Here is a 23,981-nt window from a genome sequence, read left to right as displayed (position 1 = left end):
CACCAAAACAACATAAAAAACCAGCCGCTTATGGCTGGTTTTTTGCCTTCAATGACGTAGGGTGAAACTCTACCTATATTGCAGGGCAATCATCATCTAATGCTCGGTTGATGAAAAACGTCACTCTGCCCAAAACTTCTACCTCTTCCAGAGCGGTTCCCTCTATTGCCTCGCCATCATCCGTGATAAGTGACTTACCCATCAGTTTTGCAAACTGAGTGTGACCGTTGCAAAGAATTAACAATACATCTCCCGGCCTTTTTTTCGTGGCTGGCTCAATGACTGCAAAGCCAACATCTGTTTCAAGCACCCTGCTTTCGGCCCCTATGTTGCACAGAACGGATGGAGAAAGTCGGCGTTCGACGTAACCCATAGTTGGTGAAGGAAAGCCTACCAGTGAACCCTCCCCATGTTGCGTAAGATCCAGTAACGATTGTCGCTACTGTCTGTCGTCTTGTCAGCGAAACCTAGCTGGTCGCGCTCTATTCATGAATTTGCATCGAGCACTAGTAAATTGCCAGTTAATGCCTCGCAGCTTCCGGATGAAGCCAGCTGTTTTCATGTAGCGATAACTTTTTTGGGTTAGTTTTTGACTTCCACAACTGAAAACCCTCAAACTCATTTCAGTATGCTAAGATACTTCTGCTTGTAAAGCATTGGACCAGACGTTGACATTCTCATTCACAATCAAGAGATTCTTGCTTCAACGGAAGTTGAATTAACCTTCCTCCACAAGCACAAACGACATGCCCTGCCGCTTAAAACTCATCACAAAGTACAACATCATCACAAAAAAAACCGTTACAAAAGTTGACTCTACCGGCGAATAATTTCACCACCCAGCCACTCTTGTTTGTATATCAACTGCCTGATAAATTCGTATCTCATACTCAGAGTGTTATCGTTCTTATCCGATACGGAATCCATCAAGTTCACAACCTCAACAACTGCGTGATTTTTACAAATTGCCGTGGTGGCTTTGTGGATGTTATCGAGTCTTATCCTTGCTGACTTTGATATTACACTGTCAATTTTACCTTTGGTTTTTAGCCAATTATTGCTGTGTTTTTTTCTTCTGGCCAGTATCTTATTAAGACGAACTAACTTTTTCTTTTCTTCCGCTTGGTAAGTATTAGCCCCGCCAACCCTAGTCGACAGATGAACACTATTCTCATTATTAAGTACAATTGTAGTTTTGATATCAGAGGGGTGTATTGGATCAGGGACAGTATGCTCTGTATTAAAACTGATATACCACTTCCCGTGCTTCATGGAGATGGTTACGTTTTTTAAATCACCAATGATTTCACGGCTCTTGCGGTACTTTACCCAGCCGACTTTAGGGAGAGATACTAGTTTCTTTTCTTGATCAACTCTAACCCTTTGACACGGAATGCGGAAAGAATCATGCCGACCTTTCTTTTTAAAATTTGGATATTGTGCTTTCCCTGTGAAAAAATTTCTGAATGCCTTGTCTAAATCTCTTAACGATTGCTGCAAACACTGAGACGGAGCCTCTTTCAACCAGGAAAGGCTCTCTTCATTCTTCCATTCAACCAATTCAGAAGCCAGCTGATTGTAGCCTATGAATTTTTTACCAGAACGGTAATTCTCGTTAAGAAGAGCAAGGCCTTTATTGTAAACAAAACGACAGGAACCAGCAAAGGCCAAAAAGTCAGATGACTGGCTCTTATTAGGTTCGAGCAAAAATTTGAACGCCTGTTTTTTAATCACAAATAGGACCTAATAAAACGGAACAGAACTACTCAAATACTAAATTATTGTAAGAGCTTTGATTGATGGGTTTAACTACTTTTAACACCTTTATTCAGCCAATAAAAAGCCCCACATATATGGGGCTTTAACACTTAATATAAAATTAGCCTTGCAGCAGAGACAGAACCTGCTGAGGAACCTGGTTAGCTTTGGACAGTACGGAGTTACCAGCCTGCTGGATGATCTGCGCTTTGGACATGTTGGACACTTCGGTCGCATAGTCGGCGTCCTGAATACGGGACTGCGCTTCAGACAGGTTAGTGGTGGTGTTGTTCAAATTGGTAACGGCAGAGCTCAGACGGTTCTGTACCGCACCCAGAGAAGAACGGAGTTCGTCTACTGACGCGATAGCTGAGTCAAGCGCGGCCAGTGGGCTTGACGTTTTGACAGAATTATCATCTACTGCATCTGTACTAGTTGTCACAACGGCTTTGGCTGCCTGAGCTTCCTGTGCTGGGGTAGTAACATTACCCTCATCATCTTCAACTTCCTCAACAGCGTCCTTCGCTGCGGTAAATGCAACTGTCGCTTTGGTGTAGTTACCGTCGGCATCTTTAGTAGCGTACTGAGTAGCTCCTTTTTTATCTTTATACGTATACAGGTCTACCGCATTGCCACTAGTATCCTTGGCGTCTGCGCTAGTAACGGTTACGTCAGTTGCACCATCTTTGCCTGTTAAATTTGAACCAACTGCAGTAAAGCCACTTGTTACATTGAAGTCATTCAGCTTCAGTGTTTTTGAATTTATTTCACTTAAATTAATTGAGATAGTCTGACCATCGTTAGCGCCTACCTGAATTTCCATTTTGCCAGTTTTAGACAGCACATTGACGCCATTGAACTGAGTCTGTTTAGAAACACGATCGATCTCTTCCAGACGGGATTTAATTTCGTCCTGAATTGAAGAGAGGTCCGATTCAGAGTTAGTCCCAGTCGAAGCCTGAACGGTCAGTTCACGAACACGCTGCAAGTTGTTGTTGATTTCAGACAGCGCACCTTCAGTGGTCTGTGCCAGAGAGATACCGTCGTTAGCGTTACGTGCAGCCTGAGTCAGGCCTTTGATGTTTGAAGTGAAACGGTTAGAAATCGCCTGACCCGCAGCATCATCCTTCGCACTGTTGATACGCAGACCAGAAGACAGTCGCTCGATAGAAGAAGACAGTGCAGACTGGTTCTTGTTGATGTTGTTCTGAGTGATCAGCGAGAGACTGTTGGTATTGATGACTTGTGCCATGATAGTAATTCCTATTTGACTGAACTTAATTTAAGTATACGGCTTCCACCATTAGGCTCCTGCGCCGCTATGTTCACTATCGGCAAAGTACTCTGGACCTTTAGAAGAAAAAGTGAAAAACTGTCCCCATCTGCTTTCAGACACCAAGCGAAAGAGGACTGTATGCTTGTGATGCATTGTGATAAGTTCGTTTTACCCCCCCTCAACCCACCACTATAAAGCCACATAATTCAATAGGTTGAGCGTCGTAAGTAAACTATCTCGTTTGACAAGCCGGCTCCCTCTTCTAAACCTCTAATCTCTTCATTTCTCAGCACTCAACAAGCCAACATAACCCCATGCTCCGATGATAAGACCTATCCAAGGCAAAAATGCTTAGCTATCTCATCGGACGCCACCTTGGTTTATCTATCTTTTTTAGTAGGTGTGTGTAAGATGGTTTTACATTACAGTCATCCTCTGTCTAATACATGATCAGTAGATTTGTTCAGTGAATGTTTCCGCCCGTTTTGTTATACTATTAAATCTTGCATGTGCTGCTTTATTATTTACTCTACTCAATGCCAGGTTTGATTTATTCTGATCAGGATCTCATCTTACTTACTTGAAATCCCTCCGAAGATTCATGCAAGTAAATATCATACATCCAATCGAGTAGTAAATCGAAAATCATCAGGGAGAATAATGACTTGATAAAGGACGTGATCATAGACCATCGCCCTAACCTTCCATAAACAGGTGGATATGTAGTGTATAAACCCCGTCCAACTAGTTCCTTCCGATTACCCTTAAAGCACTTTTCATGGTGATGTTTTTCCTTGTTACATATTTGGATGCTTGTTTTAAGGCATTATTCATTGCTATTACAGTCACAGGCCTAGCTAACCCTTTAACTCGATTTGATCTACTCTGAAAAACATAAATATCAGAAGGATTGCAATCCTTTCTGTACGCAATTAACTTAGAAAGCAATAAATTTAATCTAATTGTTCGTGGCTCAAATTTTGGAGTTCCAGCAAAGTGCAGCATGTCATCTTCGATATCGGAATATCTAATACTAATCACCCTGCTGCCTTCGGCACGGAGAGAAAACAATGTTAACCATAAGTCTGCCCATGTTGATGAGATTTTAGACAATTCAAAGTGAATAGCCCTGAACTCTTCTGGTGTAATAGAATCTGTTTTTGCCATGAATACCCCCAATGCTCAACCCAACCGCTCACCAAAATTTCAACAATTTTATTACTTTCTTTCAATACTTTATTACGAAAATTGGATTAAATTTTCAATATTTTTTTCCTCTGCCCCTACCGCGCCGGAAATTTCTTATACAAGGAGCACACCGCAACGTCGTAAATAATCGCCACCTGCTTTCTGTCCACTCCGTTTGCGATCAGCCTGCCAGCCTGCGCCCATTGCTCAGGGGTTAACTTCGGACGTCTGCCTCCTATGCGCCCTTTCTCCCAGGCTGCCGCCAGTCCTGCCCGGGTACGTTCCACGATTAACTCCCTCTCCATCTCGGCCAGGGCTGACATGATGTGGAATATGAAACGCCCCATTGGGCTGGAAGTGTCTATGCTATCCGTAAGGCTTTTGAAGTGGATGCCGCGCTGCCGGAGTTCGTCCACCAGCAGTACCAGATTCCGCATGCTTCGCCCGAGGCGATCCAGCTTCCACACTACCAGCGTATCGCCCTCACTCAGCGTTCGCAGAAGCTTTTTAAGCGCTGGCCGGTTCGCTACCGTCCCGCTCATTTTTTCCTCAAAAACCTGTTCACATCCTGCGCGTTCGAGAGCTTGTCGCTGAAGATCTGTGTTTTGGTCATTTGTTGACACCCTTACGTAGCCAATTTGCATGTTTTTCACCCAATATTTTCTGCAAAAAAATCCGGTGAACTTATCGGCATGGCTGCCGCAGGGCAATCTATATAACGTCGGTTTGGGAAACAGCGCTACACGAGACGTTGAAAGTCAGTTTTCCCCAGGTTCCGCGTATCTGAACGGAGCTGCTGTCATGACCCAGGTTCATCGGGATTACCGCAGTCTCGCCTCTTATGACTCTATAGCCCAATATCCTCTCGGCATCACCTTCGGGATTCAGTCCGGTGGTAATGCGTGGGGAGGAGGAAGCGGAGTAGATACATACACGGGTATGCTAACGCTACGTGGGTGGCATGATCCGTCAGGTGGTGGCTATGTGTCGTGGCAGCTTGCGTCAACCTCTCAAGGACTGAAGTATCGTCAGGGCAACGGTACAATTCAGGGCAATACTAACGTCGGGTTCTCAACGACGCACACCCTTTATTCGACGCAGAACGCCACGAAAGCCAGTGATGGAACGCTTAAAGTTGCATCACTGGTGATCAAAGTATTTTCAGATGGAACATACCAGACTAACGATGAATCTGAGGGCTGCACTGTAACGCGTCTGGCCACAGGCCAATATCTGGTTGAAGGTTGCCAGGGGCTGAACTCAGACGCAGCATGGGGCGGCATCGATGGTGGTTTTGACATCCCAACCGATCGCAACAGGCAGCCGCTTATCTGGCTGGATTATGAGGTTAACGCGGATGGCTCGGTGCTGGTAAAAACCTATCACCGCACACACCCTGATGCGCCAGCATTTTCCAGGAACGAAATAGACGGCGTAAGTGATGGTGATCCTGTCGACATTCCCGGCGATCAGTTTGTGTCCGTCCGTGTGGAAATGCCGCAGAACAGCATCTGGAATCAGCGTGCCGCTATTCCTGAGGCTCCTGATTCATCCGCCGGTTAAAGTGTGAATCAGTGGGCATATCCAGGCGTACATCGATCCAACTGTTCACCGGCACGTCCATCGGTTCCCCTTTCGTTTTGACAATCTCTCCGTCATCACTCAGCATGTATTTTCGCTTGAACAGGCGGATAGTCAGCCCACCGCTTACTGTCTGCTCTGCTTCAACAATCCCAAGCTCTCCCATGCCACCTGGGTCCATTGGCGGTAGTAACTGCCATCCTTCAGACGCCAGGCCAGCCGAACCAGTGAGTTCGTAAACCCCTGTGTCGAGCCGAGAAATGGATACGCCCTCTGCCTCTGTGTTAGCCGTACCGCAGCCGCACCAGATAAAATCATTTTCATCAATATCGGTGCGCTGATTCTCGTTCTGAGATTTCACGATTCTGGCCACCGGCGAAGCTGCTTTCAGCGTGCCATCGGAGGATTTAGTGGTATTTTCAGAAGTGTAAACAACTGAGCCTGGCTTCACGGACAGCATTGTTGAGAATGCATCGGTGCCATTATTTCTTCCTGCGATTTGGTAAGAGACGGCACCACCAATGCCTGCAACACCTGCCCTGAAGCGAGGAGTACCGTTAACCATCACCGTATGAGCCCATACACTACCCACCGTTGAAAGTCCTTCAACGGTGAAAGCGTAAGGGTTACCGGCAATACCGGCGATATTCAGGGCATTTGTTAACGTACCACCGCTAAGACTAAGAGCACCAAGTGCTGTTAGTGCGTCATTAGCTGTTTTCGCTCCCGTACCGCCCTGATCGATGCTGAGAGCAGTTGTTAATCCGCTCAGGCTGGTAATGTCTTTGTTTGCACCTTTCTTCGCCAGCGATTTTTGACCCGGTACGGTAACGGCAGTGCCATTGATAGTTATGGTGACATCAGATGTCCCGTTCATTACATCAGCGAACCCGCTCATGTAGCGCTGGTACATCGTGAAGGTTTCAGCGATATCCTGCGCCAGACCATCCACGCTCAGACTGTCACTCAGAAGAATGGCAAATCGGGTTCCGGCGGGAACCGCTGGGTTAGCCGCTGGCGTTACGGTGAGGCTTGTTGCGCTGCCGATGGTGGTAATCTGAAATACCTGCACAGGGCTGGTCATTGCAATAACGGTACAGCCGTTACGAATAAGAGATCCAGCAGCAGTGAAGTTTGTGCCGGTACCTGTAAGGGTGTTTCCGCTGATGGCGATAGTGCCAGTGGTATAAATCATGTTTTCTCCAGGCAATAAAAAACCCCGCCGGAGCGGGGTTGATTAAAAAGACAGTTTTTTCAGACGTACATATCGGGTAGAACGGGAAGATTCAGCGGCGTTACCGTGTCATTACCAAAAATTGCATACCGCTCGCGCCCCAGATATTTCCCACCCTGAACTGAAGCACTGCCGTTCTGTATTTTTATTCCGAACATTCGATACACATACATGCCATTTACTTCGTGAGCCATCAGCCCGAATCTGCCCAGCGGAACATAGCCGCTGCCGATGCTCGCGGCATTTTTTGAAGGCAGCCAGAGCTGATTGAGGTAGACGAAGGGACGCTTGGTCGTTGAAAACGTGCAGACTCCGGCTGCATTAAAGATGTTTAGCCCCGTGCCAGGCTGCGGCGCCAAGCCACTGGCGAAGATGACGATATCAATCGTTCCGGTAGTCGGAGCATCGTCATTCGTGGAAGGAGGGCTGAAGAATCTGACCGTGTTGCCATCGAAATCGACGGTGTTACCACTATTACAGCGACCAAAGACGATATATTTGGACTTGTCGTATCCCGCTATTATGGGAACAGCCCAGCCGCCAGTGGGAACATTGACGGTACCCTTCCAGATACACTGCCCTGACTGCGTGGCATTGGTAATCGCCAGGAAGTCAGTACTGTCATCAATAAGCAGGCCTTCTCCTTTACGCTGGCCAGGAGGAAATATCTGCCAGATGCTTCCGGGGAACGTGTACGTACTCTCACGCTCACTGATGCTTACGTCCTTCATCGTGGAGTTCTGCGTCACACGGCCACCGGATATGGTGACCGAGTTCATTTTATGAAGCAGCCCTGAATCAAGGTAAGCTGTCGCGTGCGGGATAAACAGCACCTGCGCCCCGGAAACATAACCGGCAATATCAGCGTATTTGGCTTTCTGGTAGCCACTGTCAAAGTAGGCTCCAAAAGACGGGCACCGAAGACCCGCCGTTATCTCCATCCGCTTTCCGCCATCATTCAGATCAATTAGTAGTCCTCTTGGCATGTTATGTCCATTCTCCAAGTACGATACGGCCGCCTCCGGTCAGGTTGATAGTTACACCATTACTGTCTATCACCGTCGCCTTGTTCGGCCCACTGAATCCAAAGTTACCCGTTGTGGCGTAAATTGAGCCACGAACGGTCACGTTGTTAAACACGGCATACCCGGACTTGTTGATATGCCATCCGACATTCCCTGTCCCATCCCAGGTTGATGACTGGATGTAATTACCGATTTTGGTGTTACCGATCGTCCCCTCTCCGATAACAGCATCACGGATTATCAACTGCCCATTTTGCGTGGTGAAGACGATGGTAGGGGTTCCTCCTGCCTGCATCATCACTGCAAAACGATTTGCGAGGAATAATACCTGCGACTGCATGCCAGATGGAGTATTCTCAACACCTATCCCCATACCAGCAGCATACTGTTTTCCGTTCCCATCCACGGCAACCTTGATGCTGTACATCGCCTTCAGGTCGCCGTTGACGTTCGCAATGGCCTGCGCGTTGGTGGTGATCGCTGAAGTGTGCCCGTTGATGGTCGCCGTAATGCCGTTTATCTGCGTGGCCGTGGCCTGCTGATAATTGGAAAACGTCTGGTTCAGGCTGTTGATTGCTGCCTTGTTGCCGTTCACGTCAGTCTGCAAACTCAGCAGCGAACGCGCTGTTGCCTCCCTGTCGCTTGCCATGACGTTATCAATACGATCGATGCCGGCCTTGCTGTCACCGTACTGCGCGCTGAGTCTCACCTGCTGATCAACCTGCGCCAGCGTACTCGTTATTAGCGCGATAGCGTTATTCTGGATGCCGCCGCTGGCAGTATCGGTTCTTGCTCCCAGCTCCTCCAGGCGGGATGCCATTGATGAAGTCGTGTCGGTGACAACCTGTCGCAACGTGGTGATATCAGCAGTGTTTTGTGAGCTGGCTTGTTCAGCTGCATCTGCCTTACCTGATGCAGCATCAGCTTTACTCGAAGCCGAATTAGCTTTATCAGAAATGACCTGAGTACTCGCAGTGAGCTGATCAACAGCAGTAGCCCTTGCCTGAGCTTCATCTGACAGAGCCTGCCTTACCTCGGTAATTCCCGCCTCGTTCTGCTCAGTTTTTGCCTCAAGACGAGTAACATCCGTGACGCGAGCCTCCGTCTCAGTGGCGATCACCTCCCGGAGTTGTTCGAAGGTCGCAGAGTTAGCGCCCTGTTGGGCTGTCTGGCGCACGACAACATCGGCAATAGCCAGCGCGTTCCCGATGATTGCTTCAGCGGTCTGCTTGTTCGAGCCAACCGCAGCAGCAAGGCCGTCTGCGTTCTCTTTGATTGCATCAGCCAGTTCTGCGAACTTTTCACTGCTCTCCACCGCGCTCTCGATCAGGTCTTTGAACGTATCAGTCTCTTTAATCTCCTCCAGGATTGCATCGGTGATATCGGATACATCAATGCTGGCCTGCCCGCGCACAAAGTCTGTGTACCCTGATTCGTTTCCGCTGCGGTCCACCAGCTGCGCGCGGTACCAGAAAATTTGCCCTGCCTTAAGGCCCATCTGCTGATACTTGCGCTGCGGATAGGGTACGTCTGCCAGCAGCATCGCATCGTCTTCCGTCCCGGTCAGGCTGTACTGAATTTCCGTCTTCAGCGTGTCGTCGGTGTTCGCCGGGAATCCCCAGTTCAGCTCGATACCGAAAACCACATTATCAGAAGCGGTGAAGCCGACCGGTTTCGGCGGATTGCCCACTTTACCCGTAAGATTCACTTTTGATGATGTCGCCCAGACTGATGAAACGTCGCTGGCGTTCACCGCCCTGACGCGGACCAGATAGCGACCCGAGTAGATACCCTGTACTTCAAAGCCGAGAGAAGACGTTCGGGGAACGCTTACCCAGTTGCCGCTGTCACGCCGCCATTCCGCCTCGTACGCAACTGCACCCTGAACAGAATCCCAGGCAACGCGCATGGTGGTAATCGCAATGTTCTGGTTAACCGTAGAGTAACTGTCTACGACAATATTTTCTGGGGGAGCCTGAACCCCCGGTGGAATGACACTGACTGGCCGCTCGTCCAGTCTTGCGCCGGTATCAACAGCGGAATAGATATCAGGGTTGTAAGTCGTCCCGGTGACCTCGAAAGTTCCGTCGTTGTTGTCCCGCGTTCCCGTAACACGGAAAAGCGCTATAAACAGATCGTCAGAGTCCACGCCCCAGTTACATTCAGCCTCCGGCGTTTCGCTGTAGGGTGTGGTGACAGTGACTGTGTTTCCGTTAACGGCCTGGACGGTTCTGGCCTGAGCTGTGCCTGACGGAAGATTCAAAAACAGCCTGTTACCGGCTTTCACATCAGCAGCGCGATCGAGGGTTATGTTGCGGCCGTTAACCGCGCTCACCCTGCCGCCGATAGTTCTTCCGGCCAGCTCGTTAGCAGCCACGCCGATCACCTCACCAACAGGGGGAACGTCCATGCCCGTGCTGAAGGTCACCACCTCGCCGATACCGTTGGTAAGCAGCGCCCAGCGCCCCCGCCGGTTTGCCTCTGACTGCCTGGTGCAGCCGATCGCAGTCATTTCGAGCTGACGATAATCGAAGCGCATGGCCAGATCGTTATCGTAAACAGGCTCAGGCGTGTCTTTGTAGTGGTTAGCTGGGTCAGACCAGTTCACCAGCGCGGCAGTGTTTCGGGTGGTTTCACTCGGGTCCGCAAAGGTAAATTTACCCTCAACAACGCTGGCGTGGTTATAGATATGCCACACATCGCGGGGCATATCAGCCAGGACATACATCTTATTGTCACCCCAGTACGTCATGCCGCGAAATATACCCGCCAGATCACGAAGTACGGTCCAGGCGTCATTACGGTCCTGGATATAAACGTTGCAACGAAAACGAGGCTCCGTCCCGCTGCCGCCCTTGCCGTCTGGTACCAGTTGATCGCAATACTGGGCGATGCGATAAAGTTCCCATTTGTCTATCTGAGTCGCATCGATTCTTTGACCCAGCCCGAAGCGCTCGTTCAGAATGATGTCGTAATAAATCCAGGCAGGGTTATCCGTCCACGCCCATTTAAATACGCCCTCCCATGTACCAGAATAAGTGCGGGTTTCGGGATCATAAGTATCAGGTACACGGATGATTCGCCCTTTCGGATTGCACACAACCTGAGGAATGCCATTAGGGAACTGCTTTGCGTCAAACTCTACATACAGCAGCGCGGTGTTAACGTAGCGAAGTTTGGCGTCAATAATTTCAGTTACAGCTACAACGCGCATGGTGTCCACGATATTCACGCTCGTGGAATCCGGCGTGATTCTGCGAACCCGTAATTGCCATCCAGTCGAGGCTTTTGGAAGGTTAACGCGGTGACTGCGCTCATAAAGCGACGTGGTTTTGTCATCGACCGCACCGTTAACCACCGTTTCATACGGCCCGCCATCGACCGACAGATCGATAGCATACTCAACGCGGGTGCCGACTTTATCACCGTTGTTTTTCTGGAGTAAAAGAGTTGGCCACCCCAGGCGAATTCGCAGCGCAGAGAGCTGCGTGTTGGATACCGCGCGCACGTACGGCACAGCCTGTTTCAGCTCATATGAAACCTGAAGTTCGTTTTCAATGCCGGGGAAGCCCTGAATGTAGTCCTGGTCCTGAGTACCGGAACGGAACTCATATTTCACATTATTGAAGTTATAACTCCCGTCGGCGTTCTGAAGAGGCGTGTACGAAGATGAGTCACCAAGAAAAATGTTTTTACCATCAAGCCCGCCAGCGAACTCACCCTCTCCAAGAGCAATCAACACCTTTGCCCTTGCAATAGACTGAATGCTGTCCGGTGCTTCCACGGGCGTTCGGGTCTGATTGCTGCCACCTTTACCGCGGCCTTTGATGATCGTCGTTGTCATATTTCGCCCATAAAAAAGCCACCTTAAGGTGGCTACTGTTTGAATATCAGGATGTTGATTCCTTACAGCCTGGGTATGTTGGTACTTTGCTGTAGTTACTAAATAAAACTTTCGTCTGGATCAAATAGGTTAAGGAAAGTGAAATGATTGTCGTGTCATCCTTTGAAATAACGGAATCCGGAAGACGTTCCCAACCATGGGGTGCAACCGAAGGACATCAGTATAAAGCGGGGAAATACTATAATTTTAGAGAGCACCCCGAACTCATCACTACACATTTAGAAGACTTTGTAGAGCACGCAGACCAAATATCGGTACAAAATTTTTACGATTTTATTAGATGGATAAACGGTCCAGGAAGTGCCCTGGAAAGCACTGACTGTATGCTCTCTGGAGAACCTAAGGATGATCCATCAGCAGCCTTATTCAGGTGTACACATGGAATAACAGGCCGCTTCGAATTTTTCCTTCGACAGATAGAAATGAATGCAAACAAAGAAGCAATCATATGGGTTTACGATAAATTATCGATATACCTTCAGATAGAAAGGTCCGATTTTAGAAAAGGCTCCTTCCGCATCAGCCCCCTCATAACGGACTACATCACCCCCGACGGGAACAAGTTGACCGGGCACAGATTCTGTATCTATTTCCAGGCTTACGGGAATGGCATCCAAGATGCCTGGCTCTCGCTTGAAACAATGTTTGATAGTCTCGTGAAAACCACAAAACGGCTGAACTCTGAAATCATCAGTGGCCAGGCTGTACCGCTGTAAAAATAGCTGTTTATCCATAACATCTCTCCGGCCTCAGGGATGAGGCTTATTGCTGATCTTCTGCATAAATCCCGGCGGAGATAATCGCGCCGCCAATCTCCCGTTGCCCATAAAGCAGGGGAACGGGATTGCCAGATGCTGTCGTGTTAACGGGACCACCAAACGCATAGGAGGGTTTGTTATCAGGTTCCTGACGCATTCGCAGACCTGAAACCTGAGGAGAGAGCATCTGCACTACACCGCCAACGGCCATAGAACCAGCTGCGGCATATAGTGCCATTTGTGTGCTTGCTGCCCATCCTATTGGGTTCCACCAGGTAAAGGCTGCAATTGCGGCGGCAGTAACAATTTGAAAGAGGCCCGCCCTTTTACTACCGCGTATGACAGGGATAATTCGGATCTCATCGCCAGGCCCAAGAAGATCAAACTCTTCCTTGCCTATGTTAATTTGGTTTCGGAAGATGACAAAATCCAGCCCTTTCGCTCTGGTCTCGCGCAGGTAAGCATCAAAGCCATCAATGGTGTTAGAAAGCGCTCTGAATACTTCGCTGGCGGACGTTAGTGCACGGCGATGTGTCCTGCCAAATCGCTGAGCCATTGAGCCGCTGAGTTTGATAACGGTTTTTCTTTCCATTACATCAAATCCTTATAACGCAGAATTTTGATGGTACGGTCACGGTAATAGCCACCGTAGGGAATACGCTGGCTTAGCTGGCCATACATGTGATGCAGTAGCATGTTGCCATCAAGCAAAATCCCGGCATGGTTCGGGACGGTGGACTGAACCTGCATGATAACCATGTCACCTGGCTGAGCGGGACCGTCGTACTCACGGAAACCGCATTCCTGCCAGTTATCCATATAGAGGTTTTCACCCTGCTCCCACCAGTGGCGATCTATGCTGTAGTTGGGCAGTTCAATGCCGTGCTCGATGCGGAAATAGTCCATGATGAGAGACCAGCAGTCTGCATACCCGAGTACAAACTGACGCCCTGTGAGGGGACGGTCTCCGCGAGGCATGACGGTGCGAATGTCGCCCTCCGGCCACGATGCAATAATCCAGGGCAGTTCCGTGGCATCACACATCAGCATGTCGAGCTCGCTCGGCTGAGTTGTTGCCCCGTCGCCGGGATGGCTGTGGACGATCGCCACCACAGTGCCCTGCTCTTCGGCGGCCGCATAATCCTCAGGATTAAGTTCAAATTGCTCAGTCGGCGACTCAGCATTATTTTTGCAGGGGATGTATTTCTCCACCCGCCCCTTCTGAATAACCACGCCACAGCACTCCTCGGGGAAGGATGCGGCGGCATGCGCCAGAATGGCGCTAACTGTTTTGTCGCGCATGATTATCCTCTCAGAAGTGAAGCGCCGGGGAACCCGCCATAATCCAGCTGTTCATTCTCTCCGAAGCGAGGTTTACAGCCCGTTGACAGCAATCCGGAGCAAACATCCTGTGAAGGATCGTCCACCCGATTGCCGTCTTTATCGAACCAGCCGTTTTGCCCGGCGTAGGTGCAGCCGTTCCCGGTTTTGTACCAGCCCCGCATGCACCACGTGCACATTGGCTGAATTTGCCGGGTCGGAATGAGTTGCCCTCGCAAATCGGCTGGACTGGAAAGCTCAAACTCTACGGTTTCATCGTCTGACCCTGATTTACGGTCGATGTAATAAACCTGTTTGCGCTCCTCGTTGGGATTCGCAGTCGGGTTCCCGCCAGGAAAATTTCTTGCGTCCAGGTAGTGAGCGAAGGTGTCATGGATGATCACCTTTGCTTTAGCCATCCCCTGAAACCTGCGGCACAGCGCGCCAATCGTACCGCTGATGTTTGCAACAGTGAGTGACGGCCGTGAACTCTGGCCGTCACTGCTTACAGATATGCCGGTCAGTTCATACGGCCACGCGCCATACTCCTGCCCCTGCCACCACACCGACTTCGGCTCAAGTTTTGACTCGTCGCCGCCTGCGGCGATGATTTCCGCCTCGGTATGCGGGATTGTCTCGTTGTGAAAGCGAAGAATACCCGCACCGAACGCTGAGCCGTCCACCTCGATCAGGCGGACGCGCTTACCCGGTTCCAGTTTCTGGACATCAGATGAAATACTCATGGATGGTATGCCTGTATGAATGTACTGCTGAGGGTGTATTTTTTGTTGCCGTGGGTAGATATCTGGAAGGATTCCGCGCGCCATAAACCTGAAGGCTCAAGCGGCGGCTTCCAGATAAATGACTTCCACCCGGCATGTCTGTTCAGAAAGTTTTTAATGGTCTGAATGTAAGCCTCGTCACCGGTAAAGCTCACGCTCCACTGAGGTGTTACCGGGTTGATACCGTCCCCGGCAACCTGCGCATAGCCATCGCCAAACTGTGCCTTTCGGGTACGAAAATTTGTATCAACCTGAGAGGCAACCTTTGGGCACCAGCTGAAGGTTTCGACTGCCATGGTTAAACTCCCTTGATTAATCGCCACAGAGGCGAACCCGGCATGCTGGCCTGTTCGTTAATGACACCAGTGATGGCATCCTTAAGCTGCCTGCCTGCTGCTCCGGCAGTACCCTGACTGGACGCCTGTGGAGAACCGCCCTGAATATTGATATCGCCGAAGTTAACTGAAGGCACGCCACCAGAGACCTGCGGCATCCCTACTGCGCGAACAGCAAGATCACCATTAGGTGCCCGCGTGAGTGGCATAATGGCTTCAGGACCTGCCTCGCCGAAAATCCCCGCACCTTTGGCAAAAGCAAACAGCTGAGGCGTCTGAAAAACGCCATTGCTGTAAGCGCTCAGGGACGGAGAGTCGTAAACATTACCCTTCGCATTAAAGGTAAAGTTCGCGCCAGCATTCTGAATAGCGGTACCGCTGCTGGCGGTTGCGGCTGACGAGGCACCAAAACTGAACAATGATCCAATTGAGCTGACGCCATTAGCAACAGCCATGTTCACCAGAACGTTCTGGATAATCTTCAGTACGCTCACGCCCCAGTCCTTCCAGCTGTCAACGTTGCCATTGAGCATGTCGGTGATCGTGGTGACCGCGCCCCCCATAGCCTGCTTCATGCCTTCAGCGGCCATGGAAGAATAGTCAGTAGCTTCGTCCACCCAGTTCGCATAACCCTCAGACAGTCCCGTCATCCAGTCGTCACGCTGCGCATCAGAAGCGGCGTAATATCCCTCCTGGTCGCGCAGGCGCTCTTCGAGATAGCGCTTATTAAGTGCCAGTCCCTGCTGATAGAACGTCTCGTCGATTTCACCAGCCTGACGCTGGCGGAGAAGATCGGTATTCTTCTGCTCGAACTCCTTACGCAGATTGAACTGCTCCTGAAGTCTTTCACGGAACCTGGAGCCCTGCCCGTAGCCCAGCAGTTGCGCTTCATTGGCTGCGCGGGCGCTGGCGTTACTGTCAGCAAGGTTGGCTTCGTAATTCCGCAGTTGCTCACGCAATTTAACCTGGTCAATCAGCGCAGCATTCTGCAATACCGTCTTTTTCTGGGCTTCTGTCAGAGAAGCAAGTTCGCCCTGGCTGACCTGGTATTTAGCCTTCGCCAGTTCAGTATTCTGGCCTTGCAGGGCAATCTGCTCTTTTTGCTGCTTGATAAGGCGCTTATACACATCCTCGGTTTTCTCGCCTTCGGTTTTACCGCCCTTCGCCTTAGGTTTGTTGGCCTCATTATTCCGCCATTCAGCAAGACCGTTATTAATAAACTCCTGACGGCCTGTCTGGAATTGCGGATCACTGGTTAACCCCAGGTCATCGGCTGCATAACTCAGACGCAGGCGCTCTTTGGCCTCACCCTTATGGCGTGACAACTCCAGATCCCGGCGACTCTTTTCGAGAGCATCAGTTTGCTTTTTGTCGAGGTCGGCCTGAGGGAGTCTGAGCGGGACGTTAGCCAGCCCTTGCCGGGCCATTAATAGCTGATTTCCCAGACCCAGCAGACGGTTAAATTCAGTATGCTGACCATTCATCATGATCATCGACTGATATACCGCATTCTGTCGCCAGGCTTGTTCGCGTATTAAATCATTACGACGTCGCTCAATTTCTTCGAGAGCCTGCTGTATGCCGCGAGATTTATCTCGCATGTCATTTAATTTTCCCTCTTCAACAGCGAGTTGATCCGTAACAATAGCTATCGCTCTTAGGATTTCTGCATCGTTCTCGCTGTTAATACCCGGTTTTCCACGCGATGCATTCAAATCGTCGATCTGGTTCTTCAGCTTACCAACCTTTCTGGCTTGCTCATCAACAAGTCGATTTTGTTCAACGAGAGCCTCAACAGTTTGTCCACGATTTTCATCCGTCTCGGTCAGAGACATTTTTGAGGTTTTTTGCCTAATTTCATCAATCTGACCAGCGTACTCCTGAGCGGAACGACGTGCCTGCTCCTGATTCTGATACATCGTGTACCAGGCACCAGCGCCAAGCATCAGCAGCCCTGGCAACCCGCCAACCAACCCTAAAAGGCCTGTAGCGCCAGTTTTTACCAGCCCCAATACAGATGTTGCAGAGTTAAGAGCTTGCTGAGATGCTGCCACTGCCCTGTTTGACTGCACCAGAGCAGCGTTCGCTGTAATCATTGCACGGCGTTTGGCAATAGCATTTTGAGTCGCTGTGGCCTCAGCATTTGTATTTTTAGCTAAGACAAGTTCGGACTGAGCCAGTTGATATGCTCGCTCAGCAGAAAGGGCATCGGCGACCGCCTTGCGCTGTGACTGTGTGGCAGTATTTGCCCTGGCTGCGGCTAGTGCTATTTCATTTTTTCTTGCCTCAACCAGTTGTGCCGTTTGGCTTCCAAGCTCGCCGATCATGCCGCCAATAAATCTTGAACCGCCGATGGCCGCCAGCACGCCAGCAGCAGAGGCCACGGTATTTATATTGTCCGAAATGGAATTCAGTGCGCCAGTAAGTGCGCTCGTTGCACCCGTGGCTTCATTTGCCCCCCCCACCCACGCCAGAAATGCGTTTTCAATTTTTGTCGTTGCTGAAGCAACGGTTTGCGGCATGGCACTATATTCATCCCGCAACGTTCCAAGCTGGCTGATTAATGCCGGAACAACTTTATCGGCAGTAAGCTGCCCCTGATCTGCCATCGCCTTTAAGTCTTTCCTGGCAACCCCCATACCGGAAGCTAGCGCACGAATAACGCGATCGCCGTTTTCGTTAACGGAGTTGAATTCTTCCCCACGAAGAACGCCCTGTGCTAACGCCTGACTGAACTGTGTGATTACTGAGCTGGCTTCAGACGTGCTTGCGCCTGACAACTTAAGTCCTGTCGATATAGCTTCGGTTACTTTCAGAACCTCTTCTGAACTGTAGCCATACTCACGCATGGAGGCGGCTGAACGGGCAAACAGGCTGGCGTTATCTGAAAATGCGGTCCCGGTTCGCTGGCTAATATCCATTAGTGCGCGCTGTGACTCTTTGAAGTCATCGGAGGATTTTGATGCCTGCTTTAACCGGGCGTTAACTGAACTCCATTCATCAGCCAAAGAAATAAGGTGTCCGGTGGCATATGCTCCTGCAAATGCCCCAGTAAGACCAACAGCTGACGCCTTTGCAGAATTAAGTTGGCCAGTTAAGTCAGCCAAAGCCCTCTGAGTCTCTCTGGACGCGGCCGCCGCCTGTCGGCCACCATTTTGCATGGTGCGGTAATAATCTTGCCCCATTCGTGAGGCGCGGGAAATTTCCGTCTGGAATGACTGCGAGTTAGCGGAAATTTTGATTATTAACTCACGTAAGGTTGCCATCAATTTTCTCCAGGCGAAAAAAAAGCCCATTAACGGGCTTTTTGTTGTGATATAAATTTCATGGCTTATCTAAAAATTCTCTCAGAGCTTCCGATTTATTGCAGGAATCTTTATTAACAGTCATCCCTGCCTCTTTTTGCTTTTGACAGAAATAGTAGTAATCATCGTTTGTTTTTATATAGCCCATGAATTTAATAAAAGCTTTTTTACACAATTCAGGATTTGCATGATCAGAGCAAACCGTAGACGTATAGCTTTGCAACTCATTTGGTTCTAATGGAGCCAGTGTTTGAGTTGCACTTGATAAACAACTGAAACCATAAAATAATACAAATAGAACTAGTTTTTTCATTTTCTTCACCAAATTATAAAAAAATAATCCTATTCTTTTACAGTTCATTTGTCACTGAGTTGCAGCTGTAAGAGCCGCCTCAAGCCCGGCAAACGGGTCCTTAGGTGCTGTCTGTTCACCATCTCCCCACCGCAGGATCGCATCGTCCAGCGGTACTTTTGCCCCCTGCGAACCGTAGATGGCAGAGACGAGCTGAGCTGCCTGAATGTCGCCACGGATATCGCCAACCGGACTTTGCCTGTCGAACTCAATCCACATCAGAAGCTCGCTTGCCGTCATATTCTGCCGAAGCTCTGAGAGCGTGCGCCCCATCCGGAGCGCAAGCGACATCAGAAACTTTACGCCGGGGGTTGAGACTTTTCCCGCGCTTCGTCCGCATTGTTGATCAGGTCAAGCGCCTGTTTGAGCAGGCGTGAATGGACGGGGCCGTAGATTTCACGCACCTGCTCTTCTTCGTCTACGCTGAATACCGGTTGCTTATCGGTGTCGCACAGGACGTCAATGAAGAGAACCACGTCAGCGCAAAGATTACGGTGTGCCTTTTCCGATACCGACACATTTTCATCATCAGCACCCGCTTTCACCACTTCCTGCCAGCGCAGCCAGGCTTCACCTGACGGCTCACGGAGAACCACTTTGACGCCCTCCCACTCAGGAACGGCGACCGTCTTATGACGAAAACCCGACATCTTAGCCAGGGCGAGATTTTTAATATTCTTCATGCGACCTCTCAGGAGCCAGACTCGATGTTTTCAGGCTTACCTTTCAGGCGCAGGGAGAACGTTGCCGCCACTACGCCGTTGGTACCGGAAGACCAGGTGTGCTGGCGGATTTCAGCCAGGAACTTAAAGCCTTTGCCGGACGGGAAAATGACCTGGAAAGCGTAGGTCGTATCGTTGTCATACGCATCACGCAAGGCGTCCTGCGCCGGATTCTTGTAGAAGTTGCCGGACAGAGAGATTTCTGACGGAGAAGGCAGGCCGTTGATGTTCTCCTGCTCGGTAGAGCAAAGTGTTGTTACGTCGATATCCTGCTTCTGACCACCGGTGAACTGAATTTCTTTGATGGTGCAACTCAGATCGAGGAAGGTTGCGGAATCCATCGTTTCTTTGGTGGCAGGCAGGGAGGAAATAAGGATCTTCGTCAGCTGCGATTTTTCATAAAGTGCAGACATAGCTGTCTCCTGGAAAAAGAAAACCCGCCATCAGGCGGGTTCGTTGGGTGAATTAATTGTCACGGGGTAACTTTAAAATCCAGGGTGGCACGGTAGAGCCGATACTCTGGCTCGTACCCGGGGATTTTTACCACCTCTGTAGGGTTTAACGGCTTAAGCGAAGCGAGCGCCAAATCTCTCAGGGAGCGTGATTCAGCGATCGAAGTGGAATACACATCGACCTGAACGGAAACCCTGCTCTCTGCCTGGCCACACATCACGTCAGCGGAAACCTCATCGACGATGGAAAAGATAATCCAGGGTGGAGAGACAGACGGTTTCCCGTCACTACCTAATGGCGCAACATAGGGATATACCCGTCCTTCTGCCAGGGAAGAAAGCAAGGCGTAGATATCATCTTCATTCACTTGCTCAATACCTCATCAATAGCCTGATTCATCCTGGCAATGGCGGCGCTGGCGGCCTCTTCCTCGCGCGTATCGTAAGCGGGTCGCACAAACGGATGTGCAGGCATGTTCGCGGTGCCCAATTCAACGAATCGCCAGTAAAAGGCGTTTCTCGGGTTATTCGCCTTCATCGTGTTATCGCTGTTGCCGGTGCGCGGGTTCACGCCACGAATATGGACGCCGGAAGAAATCTCCCCGCGGCGGCGGCTTTTTTGGGTCACCACCACCACGTTTTTTTTCAGTTTCCCGGTGCGCACTGGTGCGCGTGCGATTACTTCTTCCTTAAGCACTTCGGCACCGGCGCGCGTAGCATCACGCAGGACCTTGTTGTTTTCAGCGCGGCTAAGCGCCTCCAGGTCCTTTGCGATATCATTTAACCCGGAAAAATCGAGGCTCGTCTCAATCATTTTTCAGCTCCCAGCTTGCACAATATCTCAAGACGCTCACCCTTTTCATCAGGGATAGGCGGGCCTATAACGTTAAGTGTTTTACCTCGGTATGGTCCACTCAGAACCTTTATCCTGGATACTGCCGTTATTGTTTCTCCCGATTTTCCACGGACCCATACCCTGACATCAGCCTGGGCAATTTCGGCGCCTGCTGCCATTAATTCTCTTCCGCTCCGGCCCCTTATATCTGCGCGGATGGTTTCACCATCCACCCATGTTTCAACTGGCTGGCCTGATGCGTCACGGATATGTACGGGGTTTTGTATCACAACAATTTGTATGAGCTTACCAGCGGATATAGCCATGAATGCCCTCAAATAATTGTCGGAAGTCGGAGATCATGAATTAAAAACGACACAGAGAAAGGAAGTTCTCCATGAAGTAAATCTTCCTTGTCAGCCAGGTCAGGATTTCGGTACAACATACCCACCAGACGCATCGTGGCGGCCTTCATCCGACTGAGCGCTTCACCCTCTATTAACTTTCCTGTTTCATCAATGACCTTGTCCCGGCTTCCCTGAATAAAAGCCAGCAACACCGAACTGGCTTCCTGTATTTTTTCCTTAAGTGGGCCGTCGTCAGCATCATGATCAATGTGCAGGTGTTCCTTAATCTCATCCAGTGTCACAAGTTCAATCACGTCTTATCCCTCCCGTCGCGGCCACGCTTGGCGGCCAGAGTCCAGCCTTTAGAACCTGCCTCACCAGGTTTATCCTGCGTCTGTTCGTCACAGTGCCAGAGCGAACCGCCCCATGTAACCGTGTCGCCAGGCAGATATTCCTGACCGGATTTGAATACGCCCTGATAAATCATCACTGGCACGTCAAAGGATTTGGTTTCGCTGGCGCCACTGGTGCGGCTAACCGTCAGAGTGAAGTTACGCTGCTCAGATTGCTGAATATCAATACCCGACACACCATCAACAAGACACTCCCAGCCGCGCATACCATGGGTTTTCTCGTAAGCGCGCCACAGGCCGCCGTTATGCGTGGCATAGCTGCCACGTGGGTAGCTTTTCCCCTCATCAATGAAAGGCAGAATTTCCAGCGCCAGGGCGTCCCGGCCATTTTCTCCATCTTTACCCGGCTCTGCTGCGGGCAGAGCTGCAATCGCCTCATTAACCAGCGATTTCACATCTGGCAGCTCCGGCATGGATGCGGAAACCAACTCCTGAATCATCGGCTGGACGTCTTCAGTTGTGACACTTTTACCGTCCTGCGGTACCGGGATGGCGGCTACCGCCTCACTGACAGCTTCTTCAACTGCCTGTTTAAGCATGGCGGGATCAAAGTCTTTACCGTCCTTTGGTGCAGGTATTTCTGCCACGGCATTGCTGACCAGCTCCTGTAAAACGGGGGTGATATCGTCGACCGTGACACTTTTACCGTCACGCGGAACCGGGATAGCAGCTACCGCCTCGCTGACCATAGTGGCAACATCTGGAAGCTCCGGCGCTGCCTGGGCTGGTAATTTAGCAATTTCCGCTTTCACCATGCTCTCGACGTCTGGAGCGGGCGCATTACTGATTTCTTCAACCTGCTTTGCGAGACTGGTTAGCCTCTCCTGATAGTCCTCTTTCAGGGCCTGAATACTTTTACTGAAGCTGTCACGCATTTCAGCGAGAACCTGACCAAATTCCTCGCCCAGCACCTTTATCAGGGATAGTTCGCGTTCATTCATTTTGTAAGAAATCCTCTGATCATGGCTTTGGCTGCCGACTGCTCAGCATCGGTTAAAGCCTTTCCTTCATTCGATGAGGCTGAAGGTTGGGACAAACTGCTTTTACCAAACGGATCATCCGAAGCATCACGGCGCGCCAGCGCCTCAAGGCTGAAGTTCTGCTGTTGAAGGTAAAGAGAGTCCCCTCCAGCCAGGGGAGGCAGGTTCTCACTTTTCCTCGCTTCGTTTGGTGTGAGGATAGTATTTTTCACCCCTTCCCCCAGGGATTTGATACGGCGTTCACTGTCCATACGCAGCAGCGCATTAACATCAAACTCAGTCCCTGTATCACCCTCAAGTTCAAACGCTTCATCCAGCAGCAATTCGATGGACTCAATCAGGGACTGAAGACACTGTGAGTAATACTGCTGATCCTGCGCCTCGATGTTGTCATGCGTTGGCAGTTCACCAATGCCAACCTTATAAGCAGGCACGTGAAATACTGAACAGACAATCTGCGCGGTCATGCGAAGCTGTTCGACAGTTTGCGCATCAGCAGCTGAGACCGTCCGGGGAACATATTTCGCACCATTGCTCAGAATGGCGGTTTTACCCGCATTTTCCCCGGTATAACCAGTGTCCCAGTTTTCTTTGATCTTCCTGGCGTTCTCTTCCGTAATCGAGCCCGGAACCTCGATAACACCGCTGGGTTTCCCGCCATTGCGGAAAAAGTACGCTGAGCTTTCCTGAATATGGTGACCCTGCATTGCAGCCAGACCAGCAGCATAAATCGGGGAAAGACCAATAAGGGGATGAAACAGACAGTTGAACCGATCGTGAATAACCTCTCGTGCCGGTACAGTCACAGATGATTCAATACCGGCCATGTTATCCGGATTGATCTGGTAGAAGACAGAGCCATCATCAGCTACCAGCGGCGTAACCTTGTTCCAGTCCAGCAGCCTCAGCTCGGTTATCTCACCGCGATTGTTCCGGATCTTGAGCGCAACGGTATTACCTTCGCACAGCTTGGAATTCAGCCAGTGCTCAAAGAACTGGATGCGGTTCTGAAAGGCATTTGGCCTGGAATACAGCGCGGCTATCTTTCCGGTTTTAATTTCCCTCCGAACGCCATTTGAATCCTGTTTCATCAGGCGCGGAGGCATTTTAGCGATATCACTTGCGATCAGAGATATGCAGGAAAACACAGCATAATAGGAGAGAACCGTTTTGGGCTTAATTTCCATGTTCTGCTGCCAGGCCCCGGCGTAGGGTTCGTGGACATAACTGAACATCGGCGTCCAGCCCCCGCGGTTGACAACAGGCTGCTGTAGATTTTTGACTTGCCCCTCTTTTCTTCGGAAAGGATTCCACATTAGCCGTTCTCCGCTCTACGCTTATTCTTCCTCACCCTGGTAGTTACCTCGGTGAAATATTCTGCCTTGCCAAGCAGCACCAGCACCCTTGCGCACCG

The 23,981-nt window shown here is 50.2% G+C and carries 24 protein-coding genes and 1 pseudogene; 2 read left to right on the top strand and 23 right to left on the bottom strand.

Annotated features, from left to right (window positions below; all coding sequences use genetic code 11):
- Positions 1-73: 73 nt before the first annotated feature.
- The 5 genes from O1724_RS09735 to O1724_RS09715 all read right to left on the bottom strand — a co-directional run bounded on the left by O1724_RS09735 (position 74) and on the right by O1724_RS09715 (position 4,866).
- Positions 74-373, bottom strand: a complete 300-nt coding sequence (locus O1724_RS09735) for a hypothetical protein (protein ID WP_063944817.1) — start codon at positions 371-373, stop codon at positions 74-76.
- Positions 374-816: 443 nt separating this feature from the next.
- Positions 817-1,734 carry an RNA-guided endonuclease InsQ/TnpB family protein gene (locus tag O1724_RS09730; RefSeq protein ID WP_045895310.1) on the bottom strand — a complete coding sequence of 306 codons (918 nt, stop codon included), beginning with the start codon at positions 1,732-1,734 and terminating at the stop codon, positions 817-819.
- A 145-nt stretch (positions 1,735-1,879) separates the two neighbouring features.
- Positions 1,880-3,010, bottom strand: a complete 1,131-nt coding sequence (locus O1724_RS09725; RefSeq protein ID WP_126296645.1) for a FliC/FljB family flagellin — start codon at positions 3,008-3,010, stop codon at positions 1,880-1,882.
- 768 nt (positions 3,011-3,778) lie between these two features.
- The gene (locus O1724_RS09720) at positions 3,779-4,201 is read right to left on the bottom strand and encodes a hypothetical protein (RefSeq protein ID WP_126296646.1); all 423 of its coding nucleotides are present in this window, start codon (positions 4,199-4,201) and stop codon (positions 3,779-3,781) included.
- A 116-nt stretch (positions 4,202-4,317) separates the two neighbouring features.
- Positions 4,318-4,866: a recombinase family protein gene (locus tag O1724_RS09715; RefSeq protein ID WP_126296647.1), complete on the bottom strand. Its 549-nt coding sequence runs from the start codon at positions 4,864-4,866 to the stop codon at positions 4,318-4,320.
- On the opposite strand from O1724_RS09715, the gene O1724_RS09710 reads away from it, so the two are divergent.
- A complete protein-coding gene (locus O1724_RS09710; protein WP_234833950.1) occupies positions 4,865-5,785 on the top strand; it encodes a phage tail fiber protein in 921 nt (306 codons plus the stop codon). The genes O1724_RS09715 and O1724_RS09710 overlap by 2 nt on opposite strands.
- Here O1724_RS09710 and O1724_RS09705 read toward each other — a convergent pair.
- From O1724_RS09705 to O1724_RS09695, 3 genes are read right to left on the bottom strand one after another with little or no spacing between them, the layout of a single operon-like run.
- The gene (locus O1724_RS09705) at positions 5,751-6,998 is read right to left on the bottom strand and encodes a phage tail fiber protein (RefSeq protein WP_045895703.1); all 1,248 of its coding nucleotides are present in this window, start codon (positions 6,996-6,998) and stop codon (positions 5,751-5,753) included. The genes O1724_RS09710 and O1724_RS09705 overlap by 35 nt on opposite strands.
- A gap of 59 nt (positions 6,999-7,057) precedes the next feature.
- Complete coding sequence (locus tag O1724_RS09700; RefSeq protein WP_045895702.1) at positions 7,058-8,023, bottom strand: DUF6453 family protein; 966 nt, start codon at positions 8,021-8,023, stop codon at positions 7,058-7,060.
- 1 nt (position 8,024) lies between these two features.
- Entirely contained in the window at positions 8,025-11,906 is a 3,882-nt protein-coding gene (locus tag O1724_RS09695) for a TipJ family phage tail tip protein (protein ID WP_414539931.1), read from the bottom strand.
- A 143-nt stretch (positions 11,907-12,049) separates the two neighbouring features.
- On the opposite strand from O1724_RS09695, the gene O1724_RS09690 reads away from it, so the two are divergent.
- Positions 12,050-12,682 carry a hypothetical protein gene (locus tag O1724_RS09690; protein WP_044703935.1) on the top strand — a complete coding sequence of 211 codons (633 nt, stop codon included), beginning with the start codon at positions 12,050-12,052 and terminating at the stop codon, positions 12,680-12,682.
- Positions 12,683-12,728: 46 nt separating this feature from the next.
- Here O1724_RS09690 and O1724_RS09685 read toward each other — a convergent pair whose 3' ends face one another.
- From O1724_RS09685 to O1724_RS09615, 15 genes and pseudogenes are all read right to left on the bottom strand, one after another.
- On the bottom strand, positions 12,729-13,316 hold the full coding sequence (locus O1724_RS09685) for a tail assembly protein (protein ID WP_045325237.1): 588 nt from the start codon (positions 13,314-13,316) through the stop codon (positions 12,729-12,731).
- Positions 13,316-14,026: a C40 family peptidase gene (locus O1724_RS09680; RefSeq protein WP_117309022.1), complete on the bottom strand. Its 711-nt coding sequence runs from the start codon at positions 14,024-14,026 to the stop codon at positions 13,316-13,318. Before O1724_RS09680 ends, O1724_RS09685 begins: the two co-directional genes overlap by 1 nt.
- 2 nt (positions 14,027-14,028) lie before the next feature.
- Positions 14,029-14,787 carry a phage minor tail protein L gene (locus O1724_RS09675; protein WP_016240208.1) on the bottom strand — a complete coding sequence of 253 codons (759 nt, stop codon included), beginning with the start codon at positions 14,785-14,787 and terminating at the stop codon, positions 14,029-14,031.
- Positions 14,784-15,122 (bottom strand): phage tail protein, encoded by a 339-nt coding sequence (locus tag O1724_RS09670; protein ID WP_006809151.1) that lies wholly within the window; start codon positions 15,120-15,122, stop codon positions 14,784-14,786. Before O1724_RS09670 ends, O1724_RS09675 begins: the two co-directional genes overlap by 4 nt.
- A gap of 2 nt (positions 15,123-15,124) precedes the next feature.
- Positions 15,125-18,427: a phage tail tape measure protein gene (locus O1724_RS09665; RefSeq protein WP_126296649.1), complete on the bottom strand. Its 3,303-nt coding sequence runs from the start codon at positions 18,425-18,427 to the stop codon at positions 15,125-15,127.
- A gap of 58 nt (positions 18,428-18,485) precedes the next feature.
- Positions 18,486-18,779, bottom strand: coding sequence for a hypothetical protein (locus O1724_RS09660; protein ID WP_071785226.1), 294 nt, complete (start codon positions 18,777-18,779; stop codon positions 18,486-18,488).
- Positions 18,780-18,830: 51 nt separating this feature from the next.
- Positions 18,831-19,109 carry a phage tail assembly protein T gene (locus O1724_RS09655; protein ID WP_126296650.1) on the bottom strand — a complete coding sequence of 93 codons (279 nt, stop codon included), beginning with the start codon at positions 19,107-19,109 and terminating at the stop codon, positions 18,831-18,833.
- Positions 19,110-19,117: 8 nt separating this feature from the next.
- The gene (locus O1724_RS09650; RefSeq protein ID WP_001549114.1) at positions 19,118-19,501 is read right to left on the bottom strand and encodes a phage tail assembly chaperone; all 384 of its coding nucleotides are present in this window, start codon (positions 19,499-19,501) and stop codon (positions 19,118-19,120) included.
- A 32-nt stretch (positions 19,502-19,533) separates the two neighbouring features.
- Positions 19,534-19,953, bottom strand: a pseudogene (locus tag O1724_RS09645) (phage tail tube protein); the annotation flags it as partial.
- A 59-nt stretch (positions 19,954-20,012) separates the two neighbouring features.
- A complete protein-coding gene (gp17, locus tag O1724_RS09640) occupies positions 20,013-20,360 on the bottom strand; it encodes a tail completion protein gp17 (RefSeq protein WP_126296651.1) in 348 nt (115 codons plus the stop codon).
- Positions 20,357-20,806 (bottom strand): HK97-gp10 family putative phage morphogenesis protein, encoded by a 450-nt coding sequence (locus O1724_RS09635; RefSeq protein ID WP_126296652.1) that lies wholly within the window; start codon positions 20,804-20,806, stop codon positions 20,357-20,359. The genes gp17 and O1724_RS09635 overlap by 4 nt, the downstream gene beginning before the upstream one ends.
- Positions 20,803-21,153 carry a phage head closure protein gene (locus O1724_RS09630; RefSeq protein WP_126296653.1) on the bottom strand — a complete coding sequence of 117 codons (351 nt, stop codon included), beginning with the start codon at positions 21,151-21,153 and terminating at the stop codon, positions 20,803-20,805. Before O1724_RS09630 ends, O1724_RS09635 begins: the two co-directional genes overlap by 4 nt.
- 8 nt (positions 21,154-21,161) lie before the next feature.
- Entirely contained in the window at positions 21,162-21,488 is a 327-nt protein-coding gene (locus O1724_RS09625; RefSeq protein ID WP_117309018.1) for a head-tail connector protein, read from the bottom strand.
- Positions 21,485-22,528 carry a phage gp6-like head-tail connector protein gene (locus O1724_RS09620; RefSeq protein ID WP_126296654.1) on the bottom strand — a complete coding sequence of 348 codons (1,044 nt, stop codon included), beginning with the start codon at positions 22,526-22,528 and terminating at the stop codon, positions 21,485-21,487. The genes O1724_RS09625 and O1724_RS09620 overlap by 4 nt, the downstream gene beginning before the upstream one ends.
- The gene (locus O1724_RS09615; protein ID WP_032104588.1) at positions 22,525-23,883 is read right to left on the bottom strand and encodes a phage portal protein; all 1,359 of its coding nucleotides are present in this window, start codon (positions 23,881-23,883) and stop codon (positions 22,525-22,527) included. The genes O1724_RS09620 and O1724_RS09615 overlap by 4 nt, the downstream gene beginning before the upstream one ends.
- Positions 23,884-23,981: the final 98 nt, after the last annotated feature.

It is taken from the genome of Enterobacter cloacae complex sp. HYC074_NIDB (genome assembly GCF_056673345.1).
Note: the sequence above shows the minus strand (reverse complement) of the source record. Positions and strands in the feature narration are given on the sequence as shown.

Bases quoted from the DNA above. Each gene is read 5' to 3' on its own strand.
- O1724_RS09690 (WP_044703935.1), top strand. From the start codon at position 12,050: ATGATTGTCGTGTCATCCTTTGAAATAACGGAATCCGGAAGACGTTCC.
- O1724_RS09710 (WP_234833950.1), top strand. From the start codon at position 4,865: ATGTTTTTCACCCAATATTTTCTGCAAAAAAATCCGGTGAACTTATCG.
- O1724_RS09695 (WP_414539931.1), bottom strand. From the start codon at position 11,906: ATGACAACGACGATCATCAAAGGCCGCGGTAAAGGTGGCAGCAATCAG.
- O1724_RS09735 (WP_063944817.1), bottom strand. From the start codon at position 373: ATGGGTTACGTCGAACGCCGACTTTCTCCATCCGTTCTGTGCAACATA.
- O1724_RS09620 (WP_126296654.1), bottom strand. From the start codon at position 22,528: ATGAATGAACGCGAACTATCCCTGATAAAGGTGCTGGGCGAGGAATTT.
- O1724_RS09705 (WP_045895703.1), bottom strand. From the start codon at position 6,998: ATGATTTATACCACTGGCACTATCGCCATCAGCGGAAACACCCTTACA.
- O1724_RS09665 (WP_126296649.1), bottom strand. From the start codon at position 18,427: ATGGCAACCTTACGTGAGTTAATAATCAAAATTTCCGCTAACTCGCAG.
- O1724_RS09700 (WP_045895702.1), bottom strand. From the start codon at position 8,023: ATGCCAAGAGGACTACTAATTGATCTGAATGATGGCGGAAAGCGGATG.
- O1724_RS09670 (WP_006809151.1), bottom strand. From the start codon at position 15,122: ATGGCAGTCGAAACCTTCAGCTGGTGCCCAAAGGTTGCCTCTCAGGTT.
- O1724_RS09725 (WP_126296645.1), bottom strand. From the start codon at position 3,010: ATGGCACAAGTCATCAATACCAACAGTCTCTCGCTGATCACTCAGAAC.
- O1724_RS09715 (WP_126296647.1), bottom strand. From the start codon at position 4,866: ATGCAAATTGGCTACGTAAGGGTGTCAACAAATGACCAAAACACAGAT.
- O1724_RS09650 (WP_001549114.1), bottom strand. From the start codon at position 19,501: ATGAAGAATATTAAAAATCTCGCCCTGGCTAAGATGTCGGGTTTTCGT.
- O1724_RS09675 (WP_016240208.1), bottom strand. From the start codon at position 14,787: ATGAGTATTTCATCTGATGTCCAGAAACTGGAACCGGGTAAGCGCGTC.
- O1724_RS09615 (WP_032104588.1), bottom strand. From the start codon at position 23,883: ATGTGGAATCCTTTCCGAAGAAAAGAGGGGCAAGTCAAAAATCTACAG.
- O1724_RS09635 (WP_126296652.1), bottom strand. From the start codon at position 20,806: ATGATTGAGACGAGCCTCGATTTTTCCGGGTTAAATGATATCGCAAAG.
- O1724_RS09680 (WP_117309022.1), bottom strand. From the start codon at position 14,026: ATGCGCGACAAAACAGTTAGCGCCATTCTGGCGCATGCCGCCGCATCC.
- O1724_RS09685 (WP_045325237.1), bottom strand. From the start codon at position 13,316: ATGGAAAGAAAAACCGTTATCAAACTCAGCGGCTCAATGGCTCAGCGA.
- O1724_RS09720 (WP_126296646.1), bottom strand. From the start codon at position 4,201: ATGGCAAAAACAGATTCTATTACACCAGAAGAGTTCAGGGCTATTCAC.
- O1724_RS09630 (WP_126296653.1), bottom strand. From the start codon at position 21,153: ATGGCTATATCCGCTGGTAAGCTCATACAAATTGTTGTGATACAAAAC.
- O1724_RS09655 (WP_126296650.1), bottom strand. From the start codon at position 19,109: ATGTCGCTTGCGCTCCGGATGGGGCGCACGCTCTCAGAGCTTCGGCAG.
- O1724_RS09660 (WP_071785226.1), bottom strand. From the start codon at position 18,779: ATGAAAAAACTAGTTCTATTTGTATTATTTTATGGTTTCAGTTGTTTA.